Origin of the sequence: Hominisplanchenecus faecis, assembly GCF_020687205.1 — a bacterium.
Lineage (GTDB): Bacteria > Bacillota > Clostridia > Lachnospirales > Lachnospiraceae > Hominisplanchenecus > Hominisplanchenecus faecis.
In genome coordinates this window covers 1-15,192 of sequence record NZ_JAJEQE010000033.1, presented here as the reverse complement: position 1 = coordinate 15,192, position 15,192 = coordinate 1, and the positions used below count along the sequence as shown (strand labels likewise).

General features: G+C 47.7%; 14 protein-coding genes. All 14 read right to left on the bottom strand.

Annotation, left to right across the window (positions count from 1 at the left end; genetic code table 11):
- Positions 1–7: 7 nt before the first annotated feature.
- The 14 genes from ychF to LKD42_RS09825 all read right to left on the bottom strand — a co-directional run bounded on the left by ychF (position 8) and on the right by LKD42_RS09825 (position 14,939).
- Positions 8–1,105 (bottom strand): redox-regulated ATPase YchF, encoded by a 1,098-nt coding sequence (gene ychF / locus LKD42_RS09890; RefSeq protein WP_248835588.1) that lies wholly within the window; start codon positions 1,103–1,105, stop codon positions 8–10.
- A gap of 156 nt (positions 1,106–1,261) precedes the next feature.
- Positions 1,262–1,912 carry a thiamine diphosphokinase gene (locus LKD42_RS09885; protein ID WP_248835587.1) on the bottom strand — a complete coding sequence of 217 codons (651 nt, stop codon included), beginning with the start codon at positions 1,910–1,912 and terminating at the stop codon, positions 1,262–1,264.
- On the bottom strand, positions 1,909–2,583 hold the full coding sequence (gene rpe, locus LKD42_RS09880; RefSeq protein WP_022120041.1) for a ribulose-phosphate 3-epimerase: 675 nt from the start codon (positions 2,581–2,583) through the stop codon (positions 1,909–1,911). Before rpe ends, LKD42_RS09885 begins: the two co-directional genes overlap by 4 nt.
- Positions 2,584–2,588: 5 nt before the next feature.
- The gene (gene rsgA / locus LKD42_RS09875; RefSeq protein WP_022120040.1) at positions 2,589–3,467 is read right to left on the bottom strand and encodes a ribosome small subunit-dependent GTPase A; all 879 of its coding nucleotides are present in this window, start codon (positions 3,465–3,467) and stop codon (positions 2,589–2,591) included.
- Positions 3,468–3,491: 24 nt separating this feature from the next.
- Positions 3,492–5,555: a Stk1 family PASTA domain-containing Ser/Thr kinase gene (pknB, locus tag LKD42_RS09870; protein WP_248835586.1), complete on the bottom strand. Its 2,064-nt coding sequence runs from the start codon at positions 5,553–5,555 to the stop codon at positions 3,492–3,494.
- Positions 5,549–6,292, bottom strand: coding sequence for a Stp1/IreP family PP2C-type Ser/Thr phosphatase (locus tag LKD42_RS09865; protein ID WP_022120038.1), 744 nt, complete (start codon positions 6,290–6,292; stop codon positions 5,549–5,551). Before LKD42_RS09865 ends, pknB begins: the two co-directional genes overlap by 7 nt.
- Positions 6,293–6,296: 4 nt before the next feature.
- Entirely contained in the window at positions 6,297–7,343 is a 1,047-nt protein-coding gene (gene rlmN / locus LKD42_RS09860) for a dual-specificity RNA methyltransferase RlmN (protein ID WP_248835585.1), read from the bottom strand.
- Positions 7,344–7,352: 9 nt separating this feature from the next.
- A complete protein-coding gene (gene rsmB, locus LKD42_RS09855) occupies positions 7,353–8,699 on the bottom strand; it encodes a 16S rRNA (cytosine(967)-C(5))-methyltransferase RsmB (RefSeq protein ID WP_248835584.1) in 1,347 nt (448 codons plus the stop codon).
- The gene (locus tag LKD42_RS09850) at positions 8,692–9,387 is read right to left on the bottom strand and encodes a zinc metallopeptidase (protein WP_248835583.1); all 696 of its coding nucleotides are present in this window, start codon (positions 9,385–9,387) and stop codon (positions 8,692–8,694) included. Before LKD42_RS09850 ends, rsmB begins: the two co-directional genes overlap by 8 nt.
- Complete coding sequence (gene fmt, locus LKD42_RS09845; protein WP_248835582.1) at positions 9,387–10,316, bottom strand: methionyl-tRNA formyltransferase; 930 nt, start codon at positions 10,314–10,316, stop codon at positions 9,387–9,389. Before fmt ends, LKD42_RS09850 begins: the two co-directional genes overlap by 1 nt.
- Before the next feature lie 36 nt (positions 10,317–10,352).
- Positions 10,353–10,829, bottom strand: coding sequence for a peptide deformylase (def, locus tag LKD42_RS09840; protein ID WP_022120032.1), 477 nt, complete (start codon positions 10,827–10,829; stop codon positions 10,353–10,355).
- Between the two features lie 21 nt (positions 10,830–10,850).
- The gene (priA, locus tag LKD42_RS09835) at positions 10,851–13,157 is read right to left on the bottom strand and encodes a replication restart helicase PriA (protein ID WP_248835581.1); all 2,307 of its coding nucleotides are present in this window, start codon (positions 13,155–13,157) and stop codon (positions 10,851–10,853) included.
- Positions 13,158–14,633: a UDP-N-acetylmuramoyl-L-alanyl-D-glutamate--2,6-diaminopimelate ligase gene (locus tag LKD42_RS09830; protein ID WP_248835580.1), complete on the bottom strand. Its 1,476-nt coding sequence runs from the start codon at positions 14,631–14,633 to the stop codon at positions 13,158–13,160.
- Between the two features lie 72 nt (positions 14,634–14,705).
- The gene (locus tag LKD42_RS09825; RefSeq protein WP_022120029.1) at positions 14,706–14,939 is read right to left on the bottom strand and encodes a hypothetical protein; all 234 of its coding nucleotides are present in this window, start codon (positions 14,937–14,939) and stop codon (positions 14,706–14,708) included.
- Positions 14,940–15,192: the final 253 nt, after the last annotated feature.

Here is a 15,192-nt window from a genome sequence, read left to right as displayed (position 1 = left end):
TTTCCAATTATACATTGAAGCGGAACAGAACAACATCTCCGTCTTTGACTACGTAATCTTTGCCTTCCAGTCCTACCAGTCCTTTTTCTTTTGCTGCAGAATAGCTTCCGCAATCCAGAAGATCCTGATAATTGACTACCTCGGCACGGATGAATCCACGTTCAAAATCGGAATGGATCTTGCCTGCCGCCTGCGGTGCCTTTGTTCCTTTTTTGATCGTCCAGGCTCTTGTCTCAGTCTCACCTGCAGTCAGGTAACTGATCAGGCCTAACAGACTGTAGCTTGCTTTGATCAGTTTCTCCAGTCCGGACTCTTTTAATCCCAGATCTTCGAGAAACATTTTTCTTTCATCCTCATCCAGTTCAGAAATCTCCTGCTCGATCTGTGCACAGATCACAAATACTTCACTGCCGTTCTTAGCTGCAAAATCCCGGACTGCCTGCACATAAGCGTTGGATGCTCCATCATCTGCCAGATCATCTTCCGATACGTTTGCCGCATAGATCACCGGTTTTGCAGTCAGAAGATTGTACTCTGCAAACCATGCTTCCTCATCCTCATCCTGAAGTTCAAATCCGATCGCCAGATTCCCTTCTTCCAGATATGCTTTTAATCTCTGCAGGAAATCCACTTCTTTTGCAAGCTTCTTATCATTTCTTGCACCTCTGCTGCTCTTTGCGATCCTTCTCTCCAGGATCTCGATATCAGAAAAGATCAGCTCCAGGTTGATTGTATCAATATCTCTTGTCGGATCTACGCTTCCGTCTACGTGGATCACGTTGGTATCCTCAAAGCAGCGGACAACATGCACGATCGCATCAACCTCACGGATATTTGCCAGGAACTGATTTCCAAGTCCCTCTCCTTTGGATGCTCCTTTTACCAGACCTGCGATATCTACAAATTCGATCACAGCCGGTGTCACTTTTGCTGAATGATACATATCTGCAAGAAGATTCAGCCTTTCATCCGGAACGGTTACGATACCGACATTCGGGTCGATCGTACAGAACGGATAGTTTGCGGACTCTGCTCCCGCCTTTGTTAAAGAATTAAACAGTGTACTTTTTCCTACGTTTGGCAATCCTACAATACCAAGTTTCATTTGTAATTTCCTCTCTTTATGTAAATGACATTTTGCTCTTTATCAGCACCAACAGTGTAACACAGTAAACCTCCTGATTGCAAGTCCCCAGAAAAAGAACTCATCGACAAAATTTTACTGTTTTTCTTCGTTATTCGACCTTTTTTGACAGGGATATCAGTCTTTCGACTCGATCACCAACAGAACCCCTTCCGAAAAGTTGATCCGACATGCCTCTTCTGTGATCTCATTGCTTACGCAGAGCGGATCCATTCCCTCCAGAAGATAATGATCAAGCGGATAAAAAACACCCTGCAGCGTCAGATTTTTCACTGCACCTCCCATGCCAAACAAAGAAAGATATTTGCCGAACTGTTCCTCTTTTTTTATGGATACTGCATGATCCGTCAGCCACATTTTGTTGTGTTCATCCAGAAGATATGCCCGCACACCTTTTTGCAGAGCAAGAAACAGGATCCGTACATTGGCAGCGGTATGGTCGATGCGTGCCCCGGTTCCGCCAAGGATCGTAATTTCTTCTGCCCCAAGTTCCAGTGCCAGACGAAGAGCCACATCGGTGTCTGTATAATCTTTGACCGGATTGAGCCTTTTGATCGGAACGTCGGTATTTTTCTGAAAATACTCGTATTCCGTCTCGCCAGCCGAATCAAAGTCTCCGACAATGTGTGTGGGCATGATCTGGTTTTTGTGACAGAAGATCACTCCCTTATCTGCCCCGATCACGTAATTCCAGGTCTGTGTCCTCAAAAAAGCAAGGGCAAAATCAGTCTGAATTTTGCCCCCGCTTATGATCACTGCCCGCTTCATTTGTGATTCTCCTGATAATCTGCCAGCAGTTTCCGGTATTTTTCTGCATTTTTTGCCGTTTCTTTGCCAAAAACAGCCGATCCGGCTACCAGGATGTTGGCTCCTGCCTCTAAAACAGCATCGATCGTCGCAGCGTTGATGCCGCCGTCAACTTCAATATCGGTCTGAAGTCCCCGCTCTTCGATCATGGTACGCAGCTCTTTCACCTTTCCGGTGCAGTACGGAATGTATTTCTGGTTTCCAAATCCAGGATTTACGGTCATCAGAAGTACCATATCCACTTTCTCCAGAAGGTAATCCAGCTCATGCAGAGAAGTAGAAGGGTTCAGTGCAATACCGGCTTTCTTTCCCAGCTGATGGATCTGCTCGATCGCACGGTCCGGATGTTTGCAGGCCTCTGCATGGATCGTGATGATATCCGCCCCGCTTGCCGCTGTCTCTTCGATATAACGCTCCGGCTGTTCTACCATCAGATGGACATCAAATACCATATTGCTCATTTTCCGGATGGATTTGATGATCGGGAATCCAAATGAAATGCTCGGTACAAACATACCGTCCATCACATCAATATGAAGATAGTTTACGCCTGTCTGCTCAACTGCCTTTATTTCCTCTCCCAGTCTTGCAAAATCTGCGGAAAGAATAGACGGTGATAATTCGTACTTCATAAAAATCAGTACCTCCTTTTTTGTTTCAGTTCTTCATACAGCTCTTTATAGCTTTCGTAGCGTATAGAACTGATCTTTCCTTCTGCCAGTGCTTCTTTTACACCACAGTCAGGTTCACTCAAATGCATACAGCCCTGAAAACGACAGTATGGCTCATATTTTCGAAACTCTGCGAAATATTCTTTTAAATCTTCTTTTTCAAAATCGGTAAGATACAACGAACTGAATCCGGGCGTATCCATCAGATACGTGTTGTCACCAATGGAGAACAGTTCAGAATGACGTGTTGTATGCTTGCCGCGGTCGATCTTCTGACTGATCTCACCGACCATCATCTCTGCCTTCGGATAGAGAAAGTTGATCATCGATGACTTGCCGACACCGGACGGGCCGGCAACAACGGTCGTTTTATCTTTCAAAAGCTCCCGTATCTGTTCTGTCCCTGCCTGCTCTTTTACACTGGTAAAAAGAACCTGACAGCCACAGTTTTCATAAATCTCCTGAAGTCTTGCCGCCTCTTGCGGCTCTGCGATATCACTTTTGTTAAAACAGACAACGACCGGTACATTCTGACGCTCCATTGAGATCAGGAAACGATCCAGAAGACTCAAATTCGGAGCCGGCCTGCTGATTGCAAAAATGACCATCGCCTGATCTACATTTGCAACGGCCGGACGGATCAGTGCATTTTTCCTAGCAAGGATATCCCGGATATTTCCTTCTCTTTTTTCTTCGTCCAGGATATCGATCACCACATCATCTCCGACCAGCGGTTTTATTTTATTTTTTCGGAAAATACCCTTTGCTTTACACTCATACACGCCTTTTCCGGCGATATGGACATAATAAAACCCGGCAATTCCTTTTATAATCTTTCCCTGCATGAAAACTCCGTATTCTGCACACCGCTATTTGCTGAACGGCACGCCTTCATATTCTACTTTTTTCAATATATTTCCATCGTCATCCAGCACATAAACATACGCAGTTGCACTGCTGCCGGAATCGGATGTCATTTTCAGGCTGTACGGGAACTCAACCACTTCTCCGTCCACCAGAGTCGTTGTCTTGCCGTCCTGCACCAGCTCAATGCGGACTTTCTCATCGTTGTAGTCCTGCGGTGCATAAAGCTTTACATCGGTGGAATATTCTGCCTTTGCACTGGTCTCTTTGGATTCCGTTTCTTTTTTCGTCTCTTTGACTGTCTCCTGTGTTTCCGTATCCGTTTCCGTGTCCGATGCAGGATCGGAACTGTCGACACTTCCGTCTCCGCCGTTGCTGATGTAAAGTGTAACGGTAGAATTCGGGGCAACTTCCTTTCCTGCTCCCGGACTTGTATAACTGACATGTCCCTGGGCGATGGAAATATCATACACTTCCTGCTGGTCACATTTCAGCCCCAGCTTTTCCAGTGCTGCTTTCGCATCGTCTGCTGACTCATTCTCCAGATCCGGCAGGGTGATCTTGTCGCTTCCGGTACTTACCGTGTAAGAAATGGTCGTATTTTTATCAACCATCTCGCCCCTTTCCGGCTGCTGAGCCATGATCTGACCCTTGTCATAATCAGTGGACGGTTCTTCTCCGGCATACTCAAGCCCAAGACCAGTATCTGCCAGCATTTCTTTTGCCTCTGCTTCTGTTTTGCCAAGGATGCTCGGCACTTCGACCTGACCGGAGATCTGTGTCGTCTCAGTTGCGGTCGTTGTCTCTGTCTGCTTCTTGTTGCTTCCGCCTGCCAAAAATCCAAGGTCAAACAATCCGGTCGCACTTCCGACCAGTGCCAGAAAGATTGCCAGGATCAGAACGCCTACGACAATGCTGCCGATCGTCATGAATTTCTCCAGTTTCGGATTGACTTCCGGCTCCTGCGGCTCTTCCGGCTGATAATATCCACCGGCATAATTCTGCGGATTCTGATATCCATTGTTTGCATACTGCTGTCCTCTGCCCTGCATATTCTGCGGATTTCCCATATTCTGTAGGTTCTGAGGATTTGGCATGCCGGTATTGACCGGTTCTTGATTTGCAGGATAAGGCTCTTCTGCCTGCTGCATCTCATTGCGTCCTTCTTTGATCTTGTTCAGCTCATCCTGAGAGACGATCACGGTATGTGCACGGCTGTCAAGCGGTGCAATCTTTACAAAGTCACCTTCCGGGTTGACCAGAGACTCCTTTAAGTCACTGATCAGCTCTTCCATGTCACTGTATCGTCGATCCGGGCTTTTCTGCGTACATTTATAGATGATCTGTACCGTACTTTTCGGCAGTTCCGGCACATATTTACGCGGTGACTGGATCTCCTCCTGCAGATGTTTCAGTGCAATGGCGACCGTCGTGTCACCGTCGAACGGTACATGACCGGTCAGCATCTCATACATCGTGATACCAAGCGAATAGATGTCACTCTTGTAGTCACTGTAACCGCCTCTTGCCTGCTCCGGTGAACTGTAGTGTACCGAGCCCATGACATTGGAACTGATCGTATTGGATGTCGCCACTCTTGCGATACCAAAATCCGTGACTTTTACTTTTCCATCTGTGGAGATGATGATATTCTGCGGTTTGACATCACGATGGACGATGCCGTTGTTGTGTGCCGCCTGCAGCCCCATCGATACCTGGATCGCAATGCTGGTTGCTTCCCGCACTGCGAGTCTTCCCTTTTTCTCGATATATTCTTTTAAGGTGATCCCTTCTACCAGCTCCATGACAATGAAACTGATGCCGTTGTCCTCACCTACATCATAGACATTTACAATATTCGGATGTGCCAGTCCTGCCGCAGACTGTGCCTCCACACGGAATTTCGTGATAAATCCCTTATCTTTTCGGAATTCAGGTTTCAATACTTTCACTGCAACAAAGCGGTTCAGTGTATGGTCTTTTGCCTTATATACATCTGCCATACCGCCGGAACCGATCTTGCTGATGATCTCGTATCGATCCTGGATAAACATGCCTTCTTTTAACATTGCTCCACCTCACCTGTCAGCGGCTGTGCCAGTACAACCGCGATATTGTCCTTGCCGCCATTGCGATTTGCCCGTTCAATCAGGTCCATGGCGATCTTCGGCAGCTCTCTGCCGCTTTTGATTATTTTTTCAATTTCCTCATCTTCTACCATGTTGCTCAGTCCGTCGGAACATAAGAGCAGGATATCTCCTTTTCTTAAGTCCTCGTCAAAAAAGTCAATCTCCAGTTTTTGTCCTGCCCCTACTGCTCTGGTGATGATATTCTTGTTCGGGTGATTTCTCGCCTGCTCCGGGCTTAACTCACCCGCCCGCACCATCTCTCCTACCAGAGAATGGTCTCTGGTGATCTGTCTGATGTGATCCCGTATCAGATACAGTCTGCTGTCTCCTACATTTGCAACATAAAGGTAATTTTCAACCACGGTTGCGGCTACGACAGTCGTACCCATACCGCTCAGTTCTTCGTCTTCTGCTGCCTTTTCCAGCACTCTTTCGTTTGCTGTTTCAATTGCACTTCGAAGTACACGGATCGGATTTCGTTCTCTGCTTCTTTTAATATGACTGACGATCACTTCGGCCGCATAGCGGGATGCCATATCGCCTGCCTGATGTCCTCCCATACCGTCCGCAACGATCAGAAGGTTCGGCAATGGTCCTACCGGAGTGTCAGAAGCAAACACAAAATCCTGGTTCGTGGTTCTTTTCTGCCCTACATCTGTAACACAGCATGATCTCATGCCTTTACTCCTTTTTTTCTTTATCCATATAACTTTTCCTAAGTTGTCCACAAGCACCGCCAATATCACGTCCCATTTCTCTTCTAATAGTAACATTTATTCCGCAATTTTCAAGTTTATTTTTGAACTCCACAATCACTTTTCGTTCCGACTGCACATAAGAACGTTCTTTTACCGGATTGACCGGAATCAGATTCACATGGCAGTTGATGCCATGGATCAGTTCGTAAAGCTGCTTTGCATCTTCTTTTGAATCATTCTGTCCGCCAACAAGGCTGTACTCAAACGTGATGCGACGTCCGGTCTTTTCATAATAATACCGGCAGGCATCCACCGCCTCATGGATCTCATATTTTCCGGCGATCGGAAGCAGTGCTTTTCGTTTTTCCTGATTCGGTGCGTGGAGCGAAAGTGCCAGTGTGATCTGAAATCCTTCATCTGCAAGCTGACGCATCCGCGGCACGATCCCGCAGGTTGATAAGGTAATGTTTCGCTGGCTGATATTCAGTCCGTGTTCATCACTCAGCATCCGGATGAATTTTACCGCATTGTCGTAATTATCCAGTGGCTCTCCGGTACCCATCATCACCAGGTTGGATACCCGCTCCCCGATGTCTTTCTGGATACGGTAGATCTGATCGAGCATCTCCCCCGCCGTCAGATCTCTTGTCTTTCCTCCGATCGTGGAGGCACAGAAACGGCATCCCATGCGGCAGCCGACCTGCGTGGAAATGCACACCGAATTGCCGTGCTGGTAACGCATCAGCACACTCTCGACCACATAGCCGTCCGAAAGGCGGAACAGATATTTTCTCGTTCCGTCCAGTTCGGAAACCAGCGTCTGTACGTTCTCAAGGCAGGTATATTCACAGGTTTCTGCCAGTTTTTCCCGCAGATTTTTTGAGAGATTGGTCATCTCTTCAAAACCATCCGCCTGTTTTTCATGTATCCACTGGTAGACCTGCTTTGCCCGGAACGGCTTTTCGCCGATGCTGACAAAAAAATCTTTCAGTTCGTCATAATCCAATGATTTGATATCTGTTTTTTCCATGCCACACTCCTACTTTACACGTTTCAGGCGTGCAATGAAAAATCCGTCTGATTTATGTATGCCGGGCAGAAGCTGAAGATATCCGGCACTGGTTGTCTTACCCTTCAGCTCGTCGCAGATGTACGGATCAATGCTTTCCAGCACAAACGGATAATTTTCCAGAAACCATTTGACGTTGTACTGATTTTCTTCTGCCCCGATCGTACAGGTACTGTAAATCAATGTTCCGCCCACTTTGACATACTTCCAGACCGTATCGAGGATTTTACGCTGCAGTTTGATGATCTCCGTCTGTTTTGCCGGTGTCATCTTGTAGCGGATGTCCGCCTTTTTGCCGATCACGCCAAGTCCGGAGCAAGGCACATCTGCCAGCAGAATATCCGCACGCTCCACGGATTCCGGATCAAAAACGGTCGCATCCTGCAGGGTCGCAGACATATTGATCACGCCGATACGCTCAATATTTTCCTGCATCAGCCGGACTTTGTAGTCGGTGATATCTCTTGCCTCCACATGACCGCTTCCGTGCAGCATATCTGCAAGGTGAAGGCTTTTGCCTCCCGGTGCGGCACAGACATCAATGCAGTAGTCGCCCCATTTCGGTGCTGCAATCTCAGAAACCAGCATGGAGCTGACATCCTGCACCTGGAACCAGCCGCGTTTAAAGGCAAGCACCGCTTTCATGTAATTATAGCCGCGGATGCCGAGTGCATAGTCCAGATACGGACTCTGCTCTACCTGGATCCCCTGCTCTTTGAGGCTCTCGATAATCTGCTCTTTTTCCGTTTTATCCAGATTGCAGCGGATCGAAGTCGGTTTTTCTTCATGCATATCCTTGCAGATCTTTTCCACGGCATCAAAGCCGTAGAGTTCACACCAGCTCTTTACAATCCATTCCGGCATGGAATAGGTGACTGAAAGATAAAGCAACGGCTGTTTTTCTTTTGAAGGATATTCCACTTTGTCCAGATTTCTTGCAACACTTCGAAGAACGCCGTTCACAAAACCTTTGAGCTGATAAAAACCCCGTTTCTGTGCCAGACGCACGCCTTCGTTACAGACAGCAGAATCCGGTACACTGTCCATATATTTTAACTGATAAACCGACATACGCAGGATGTTGCGGATCACCAGTTTCATATTTTCCACTTTTACTTTTGAAAAACGCTCAATGATATAATCCATCTGGAGCATATTTTCCAGCGTGCCCTCGGTCACACGCGTAATAAATGCCCGGTCACGTTTGTCCAGGTACTGATATTTTTCCAGCACATCCTTGAGCACGATATGGCTGTACTGCTCTTCTTCCACGATATCCATCAGTGCACCGAGGATAATTTCTCTAAGATTAATCATCTCTTCTGTTTCCTCCTGCTAAAATGACAAGACGCAGCAGCTGCAGTATGGATGATGCAAGACTTGCTACATAAGTCATAGCTGCCGCTCTGAGCACTTTTTTTGCTCCTGTGATCTCACTTTCTCCAAGCATTCCGTTTCCCTCAAGGATCCTGATCGCACGGCTGGATGCGTTGAACTCAACCGGCAGTGTCACAAGCTGAAAGATCACAGCCAGTCCAAACATAAGAATACCGAGCATCAGAAGCGGACGCATGCTGAAGATCAGCCCTGCAACAAAAATCGGCCAGGAAAGACTGGAACCGATGTTGGCTGCCGGAACCAGTGTGCTTCGAAGTACCAGAGGTCCATATCCTTTCTGATGCTGGATTGCATGACCACACTCATGTGCTGCCACACATACTGCCGCAACGGAATTGGAGCCATAGGTGCTGTCTGAAAGACGCAGCACTTTTGCCCTCGGATCATAATGATCAGTCAGCTCTCCTGCCACACGCTCAATGCGGACATCATAGATACCGCTGATGCGGAGCACTTCCTGTGCCGCCTGTGCACCGGTATAGCCTGACATACAGCGAACGCGTGAATACCTTGCAAAGGTGCTTTTCACGCCTGCCGATGCGATCAGCGTCAGGATCAGCCCCGCAAAAACAAGTATAAAAGTCGGATCATAATACCATCCATACATTATAAAATCATCCCTTTCTCAAGATGACAGCCGCGAAGGAAGGCTGCCGTGTCCATACGTTTCTTACCTTCTAACTGAAGTTCTTTCACGGACAGGATCTTTTCTCCTGTCTGGATCAGGAACTCGTCTTTTTCTGCTTTCAGCACCGTTCCGGGCTGTGCTTTTTCACCGGTCTGCCCACATACATCTGCTGCCCAGATTTTCAGGGTCTTACCGTTTAGTTTCGTATAGGCACTCGGCCACGGATTCAGTCCGCGGATCAGACGTTCCAGCTCTTTCGCCGGGCGGTTCCAGTCGATCGCTCCCATATCTTTGGTCAGCATTTTTGCATAAGCGGTCGGCGACTCACCTTGTTTCTGCGGGGTAACCGTGCCATTTTCCAGTGCATCAAGCGTCTTAAGAAGCAGATCTGCCCCTGCTTTGCTCAGTTTGTCAAACAGACTTCCTCCCGTTTCTTTTTCATCGAGCGGCACGACGGTTTTCAGCAGCATATCACCGGTATCCAGTCCGGCATCCATCTGCATGGTTGTCACGCCGGATTCCTTTTCACCGTCGATCACCGCCCACTGGATCGGAGCAGCTCCGCGATATTTCGGTAAAAGTGAACCATGCACATTGATGCAGCCATACGGTGCGATGTCCAGGATCTCCTGTGGTATGATCTGTCCAAACGCCACAACAACCAGTACATCCGGTGCAAGTTCCCGGATCTTTTGGATCACTTCCGGATCTCTTACCTTTTTCGGCTGATAGACCGGAATATTCTCCCGGAGTGCCACTTCTTTGACCGGCGTAAACTGCATCGCTTTTCCGCGTCCCTTTGGCTTATCCGGCTGTGTAAAGACTGCGGTCACTTCATGTCTGGATGAAGCCAGGGCTTCCAGTGCCTCAACCGCAAAATCCGGTGTTCCCATATATATGATCTTCATCTTATCGCCTCCTGTTTCTTTTTTACTATATTTTCATCACTCTTCTTCATCATAAGGAGCGACATCTTCTAATTCGCCCTCTACTTTTTCTACATACATATGCCCATCCAGATGTTCGCATTCGTGACAGATGGCACGGGCCAGAAGTCCTTCGCCCTCCAGAATAAATTCATTCATATCTTCATCATATGCTTTTACTTTCGCATAATCAGGCCTTGTAACGACCCCCGTTTTTCCCGGAACACTTAAGCATCCCTCATAACCTCTCTGCTCTCCGGCTGTCTCGATGATCACCGGATTGATCAATACGTGTGGATCATCCCCGCAGTCGATAACTACGATTCTTTTCAGCATGCCGACCTGGTTTGCTGCAAGTCCGACGCCCATGGCATCGTACATTGTCTCAAACATATCATCGATCAGTTCTTTTGTTTTTGGCGTTACTTCTTTTACTTCTTTACATACTTTCGTCAGTACATCGTCTCCGATCGTCCTTATTGTTCTGGTTGCCATCTCTTTTATCCTCCGCTTTCTCTAATCTCTGTCATACTGAATGGTAATTTTATCAAAACCTCTGTTTATTTCAATATATTGTTCTGTCCGCTCCTTGATCTGATCCAGCACTTCTTTTCGCCCATGCCTTACATAAATCACTTTTCTGTAAATATCCGCAACTTTCGAAACGCTTTCATCTGCCGGTCCGATCACTCTTGCCTGTGTTTTCTTCGCCAGTACATCCAGGTATTTTTTCAAATATTCCATCGCCATCTGAAGGTAACTTTCATCCTCCCCCTGTCCGTGCAGGGCAAGCATACCGCCGACCGGCGGATAATCCATCAGGCTGCGGTACAAGATCTCTTCTTCATAAAAAGCCTGATAATCCTGAGCTGCCGCCGCTTTTATACTGTAATGATCCGGCTCATAAGTCTGGATCACGACACTTCCCGTTTTTTCACCTCTGCCGGCACGTCCGGCCGCCTGCGTCAGCAGCTGAAAGGTCCGCTCGGCTGCCCGGTAATCACTCATGTGAAGCGACAGATCCGCTGCCAGTGCCCCGACCAGCGTGACATCTGCAAAATCATGCCCTTTGACAATCATCTGCGTCCCGACCAGAATATCGGCTCCGCCTTTTGCAAAGGTCTCTAAAATTTTATGATGTCCGTCTTTCCCTCTGGTCGTATCGGCATCCATACGCAAAATACGTGCCTTCGGAAACATACGCTGCACCTGGCTTACTACCTGCTGTGTCCCCACCTGAAAACTTCCGATAAAAGGAGAAGTGCAGGACGGACAGAGGCGTGGATTTGGCTGTGTATAGCCGCAGTAATGACACACCAGCTTTTCGCCTGCCGTACCTTTTTTGTGAAGTGACAGGGACACGTTGCAGTGCGGACACCCGATCACCGTACCGCAGGAACGGCATGCCACAAAACCGGCATAACCGCGTCGGTTTAAAAACAGCATCGCCTGATCGCCCCTCTCGAGACACATCCCAAGCTGCTCTTGCAGATATCGGCTTAAAATACTGCGGTTGCCCTCCCGCATCTCGTTTCGCATATCTCCAATCCAGACATACGGAAGCTTTTGTCTGTTCGCCCGCCTCTTCATCTCCAGCAGGCAATATTCTCCCTTTTCTGCCCGGTAATACGACTCCACCGACGGGGTTGCCGATCCCAGAATGAGCTTCGCACCTTCCATTTCGGCCCGTCTCTGTGCTGTTTCTCTTGCATGATAACGAGGGACCGTCTCACTTTTGTAGGACTCTTCGTGTTCCTCATCGATAATAATAATGCCAAGATTTGAAAATGGTGTGAACAGTGCCGACCTTGGCCCGATCATAATGTCAATTTCACCATTTTTTGCTTTTTCGTACTGATCATAGCGTTCTCCGGCTGACATCCGTGAATGCAGAATGGATACACGACTTCCAAACCGCTGGTAAAACCGCAACACCATCTGATACGTCAGAGCGATCTCCGGAATCAAAAAGATCGCCTGTTTGCCCTGTTTTCGCACAAAATCGATCAGTTCCATATAGACTTCTGTTTTTCCGCTCCCAGTCACACCATGCAGCAGATAAACAGACTTATCTTTCTGATCCCACTCTTTTAAAATCGTTTGGACTGCCAGCTGCTGTTCTTCGTTCAGAAAAAAGTCTCTGCCTGTCTGCATTTTTACCTCTTCCTGCTTTTGATCGGACCGGGAGATCATCAGATCCAGCGGTTCGCGGTAGATCCGCATGCTTTCCAGCTTTACGATACCCTTTTCTTCCATTGCCCGTACAACTGGCATGGTAACGCCATACTGCTCCTTTGCCCGCTCCCAAGAAAGAACTGCCATGCCTTTTTCGTTTTGCTTCGCAATCACCAGCAAAGCATCTAAAAGTCTTGCCCTGGCTTTCTGATTTTTCTTTTCCAGAACCTGCAGCATTTCCCGTGCTTCTTTTTCCGGCAGCAGCAGACGAATCTGTTTCTGTTCTTTCTGTGCCACTTTCTGTTTGACCGGAAGCACTGCTTTTAATGCCTGGATCATCGTGGAACCATAATAATCCCGCATCCACGCAGCCAGTGCGATCAGCTTTCCTTCTACGCCTGTCTGACCTGCACAGACTCCCTGTATTTCTTTGATCTTTTCCGGCGGATAATCGGTCCGGTCCGTCAGTTTGACCACATAGCCCTGTATCCTGCGGTTGCCGTTTCCAAATGGAACCGTAACGGCTGTTCCCGGATGAATCTGCATCCGCAGAACATCCGGCACGCGGTACTGAAAAATCTTATCCAGCTTTTCGTGGCTGATATCTACGATCACATTTGCGTAAAGTACTTGTTCTGTTCCTGACACTTACTTTCCTTTCGCTGCATCTTCCGCAAGAATCTCCCGGATCAGCACACGCTCATCCATCGGATATTTTTTGCCTTCGATCTCCTGGTAATCTTCATGTCCTTTTCCGGCAAGAACGATGACATCACCCTTCTGACCGTGGTGGATCGCCCAGGCGATCGCCTCTTTCCGATCCGGTATCTCGATGTATTTACCATCCGTTTTTTCGATGCCGGTTCGGATGTCCGCAATAATGTCCAGTGGTTTCTCGAAACGTGGGTTATCGGATGTGATGATCGTCAGATCCGCAAGTCTTCCGGAGACTTCTCCCATCTCAAATCTTCTGGATCTTGCACGGTTTCCGCCGCACCCGAACAGACATACCAGTCTCTTTGGATGATATTCTTTTAATGTCGTCAAAAGGCTCTCAAGGCTCATGGCATTATGGGCGTAGTCGATCATCAGCGTAAAATCATCGGAAACTTTGATCATCTCGATACGGCCTTTTACTTTCGCCTGTGCCAGTGCCTTTAAGATGTCCTCTTTTGAGACACCGAAATGACGGCAGACTGCGATCGCTGTCAGAGAGTTGTAGACGCTGAATTTGCCCGGGATATCAATCTCGACATCCAGATGGAAATCCTTTGCTTCCGCCGTGTAATCAATACCAAGATAACCCGGTCTTGATACCAGTTTTGTGTTTTCGGCACGAAGGTCTGCTTTTTCTGAGAATCCAAATGTCTCAATCCTGCAAGTATGACCTTTTAACACCTGCTCCAGATGTTTGTCATCCATATTGACAATGCCAAGCTTACACTGCTGGAACAGCAGCCCTTTGCAGTGTATATAGTCTTCAAAACTTGCGTGTTCTGCCGGTCCGATGTGATCCGGTTCAATGTTCGTGAAAATACCAATCTCAAACGGAATGCCTGCCGTCCTGTGCAGCATCAGTCCCTGAGAAGATACTTCCATCACAACACAGTCGCATCCTGCTTTTACCATCCGGTCAAAATAAGACTGCACGGTGTAGGACTCCGGGGTCGTATTGGCCGCCGGGATATGCTCCTCTCCGATGATCGCCTCGATCGTTCCGATCAGTCCGACTTTGTGTCCCGCACTTTCCAGGATGGATCTGATCATATACGTGGTCGTGGTCTTGCCTTTTGTTCCGGTGATACCGATCACTTTCATTTTTTCCGCCGGATAATCAAAATATGCTGCTGAGATCATTGCCATCGCATAGCGGCTGTCCGCCACTTTGATCACCGTCACATCCCTCGGAGCTTCTACTTCATTCTGCACGACCAGAACTTTTGCTCCTTTGGCGATCACATCTGCTGCGTATTTGTGTCCGTCAGAAACGGCTCCTTTGATGCAGAAAAACAGAGAACCTTCTTTTGCTTTTCTGGAGTCATTGACAAGATCTGCCACCTCGACATCTACAGAGCCATTTATACATTCATATTCTACTCTTTCCAGTAATTTTGTTAATTTCATGGCTTTCACCTCCATAGACAGTAGGATAGCACATCTACCGTGCTATTTCAAACATTTTCCGTTCCTTTCATCTTACCAGGTTTTCAGGATTTCGATGATCTCCTGTTCGTAGTTCCCCATGATGTCTTCCTGTCTTCCCACGGTACGCACATTTGTCTCCGCACCGTATCCACCATCCTCAAATTCCCAGATGTGATAGCTCAGTCCACGATGCTCAAAATCAATGCTTCCAAGCCCGTCCTCCTCCGTGTATTCGTAGTTCCACTGTTTCTCTTTTAAATAAGCCTGTATTTTTTCAAGACGCATCTGCCTGCTCCCCTTTCTTCTGCTATCTGATGTTTACATAAAGATGCCTTACGAATTGCTCCGTACTTCGTACTCCCACAATCCTTTCTACGCTAGTATCTTATGATGTGGGTGTCAAAAGTCCCCAACTATGATGCCTACGGATTGTTCCGTGCGTTGCACTCCCACAATCCTCACCAGTATTCGCATATCGTGGGATTATCATCCCACTTTTATGCTCATATCGGGGCGGGTCCCAAGGTCTTTCATCCAC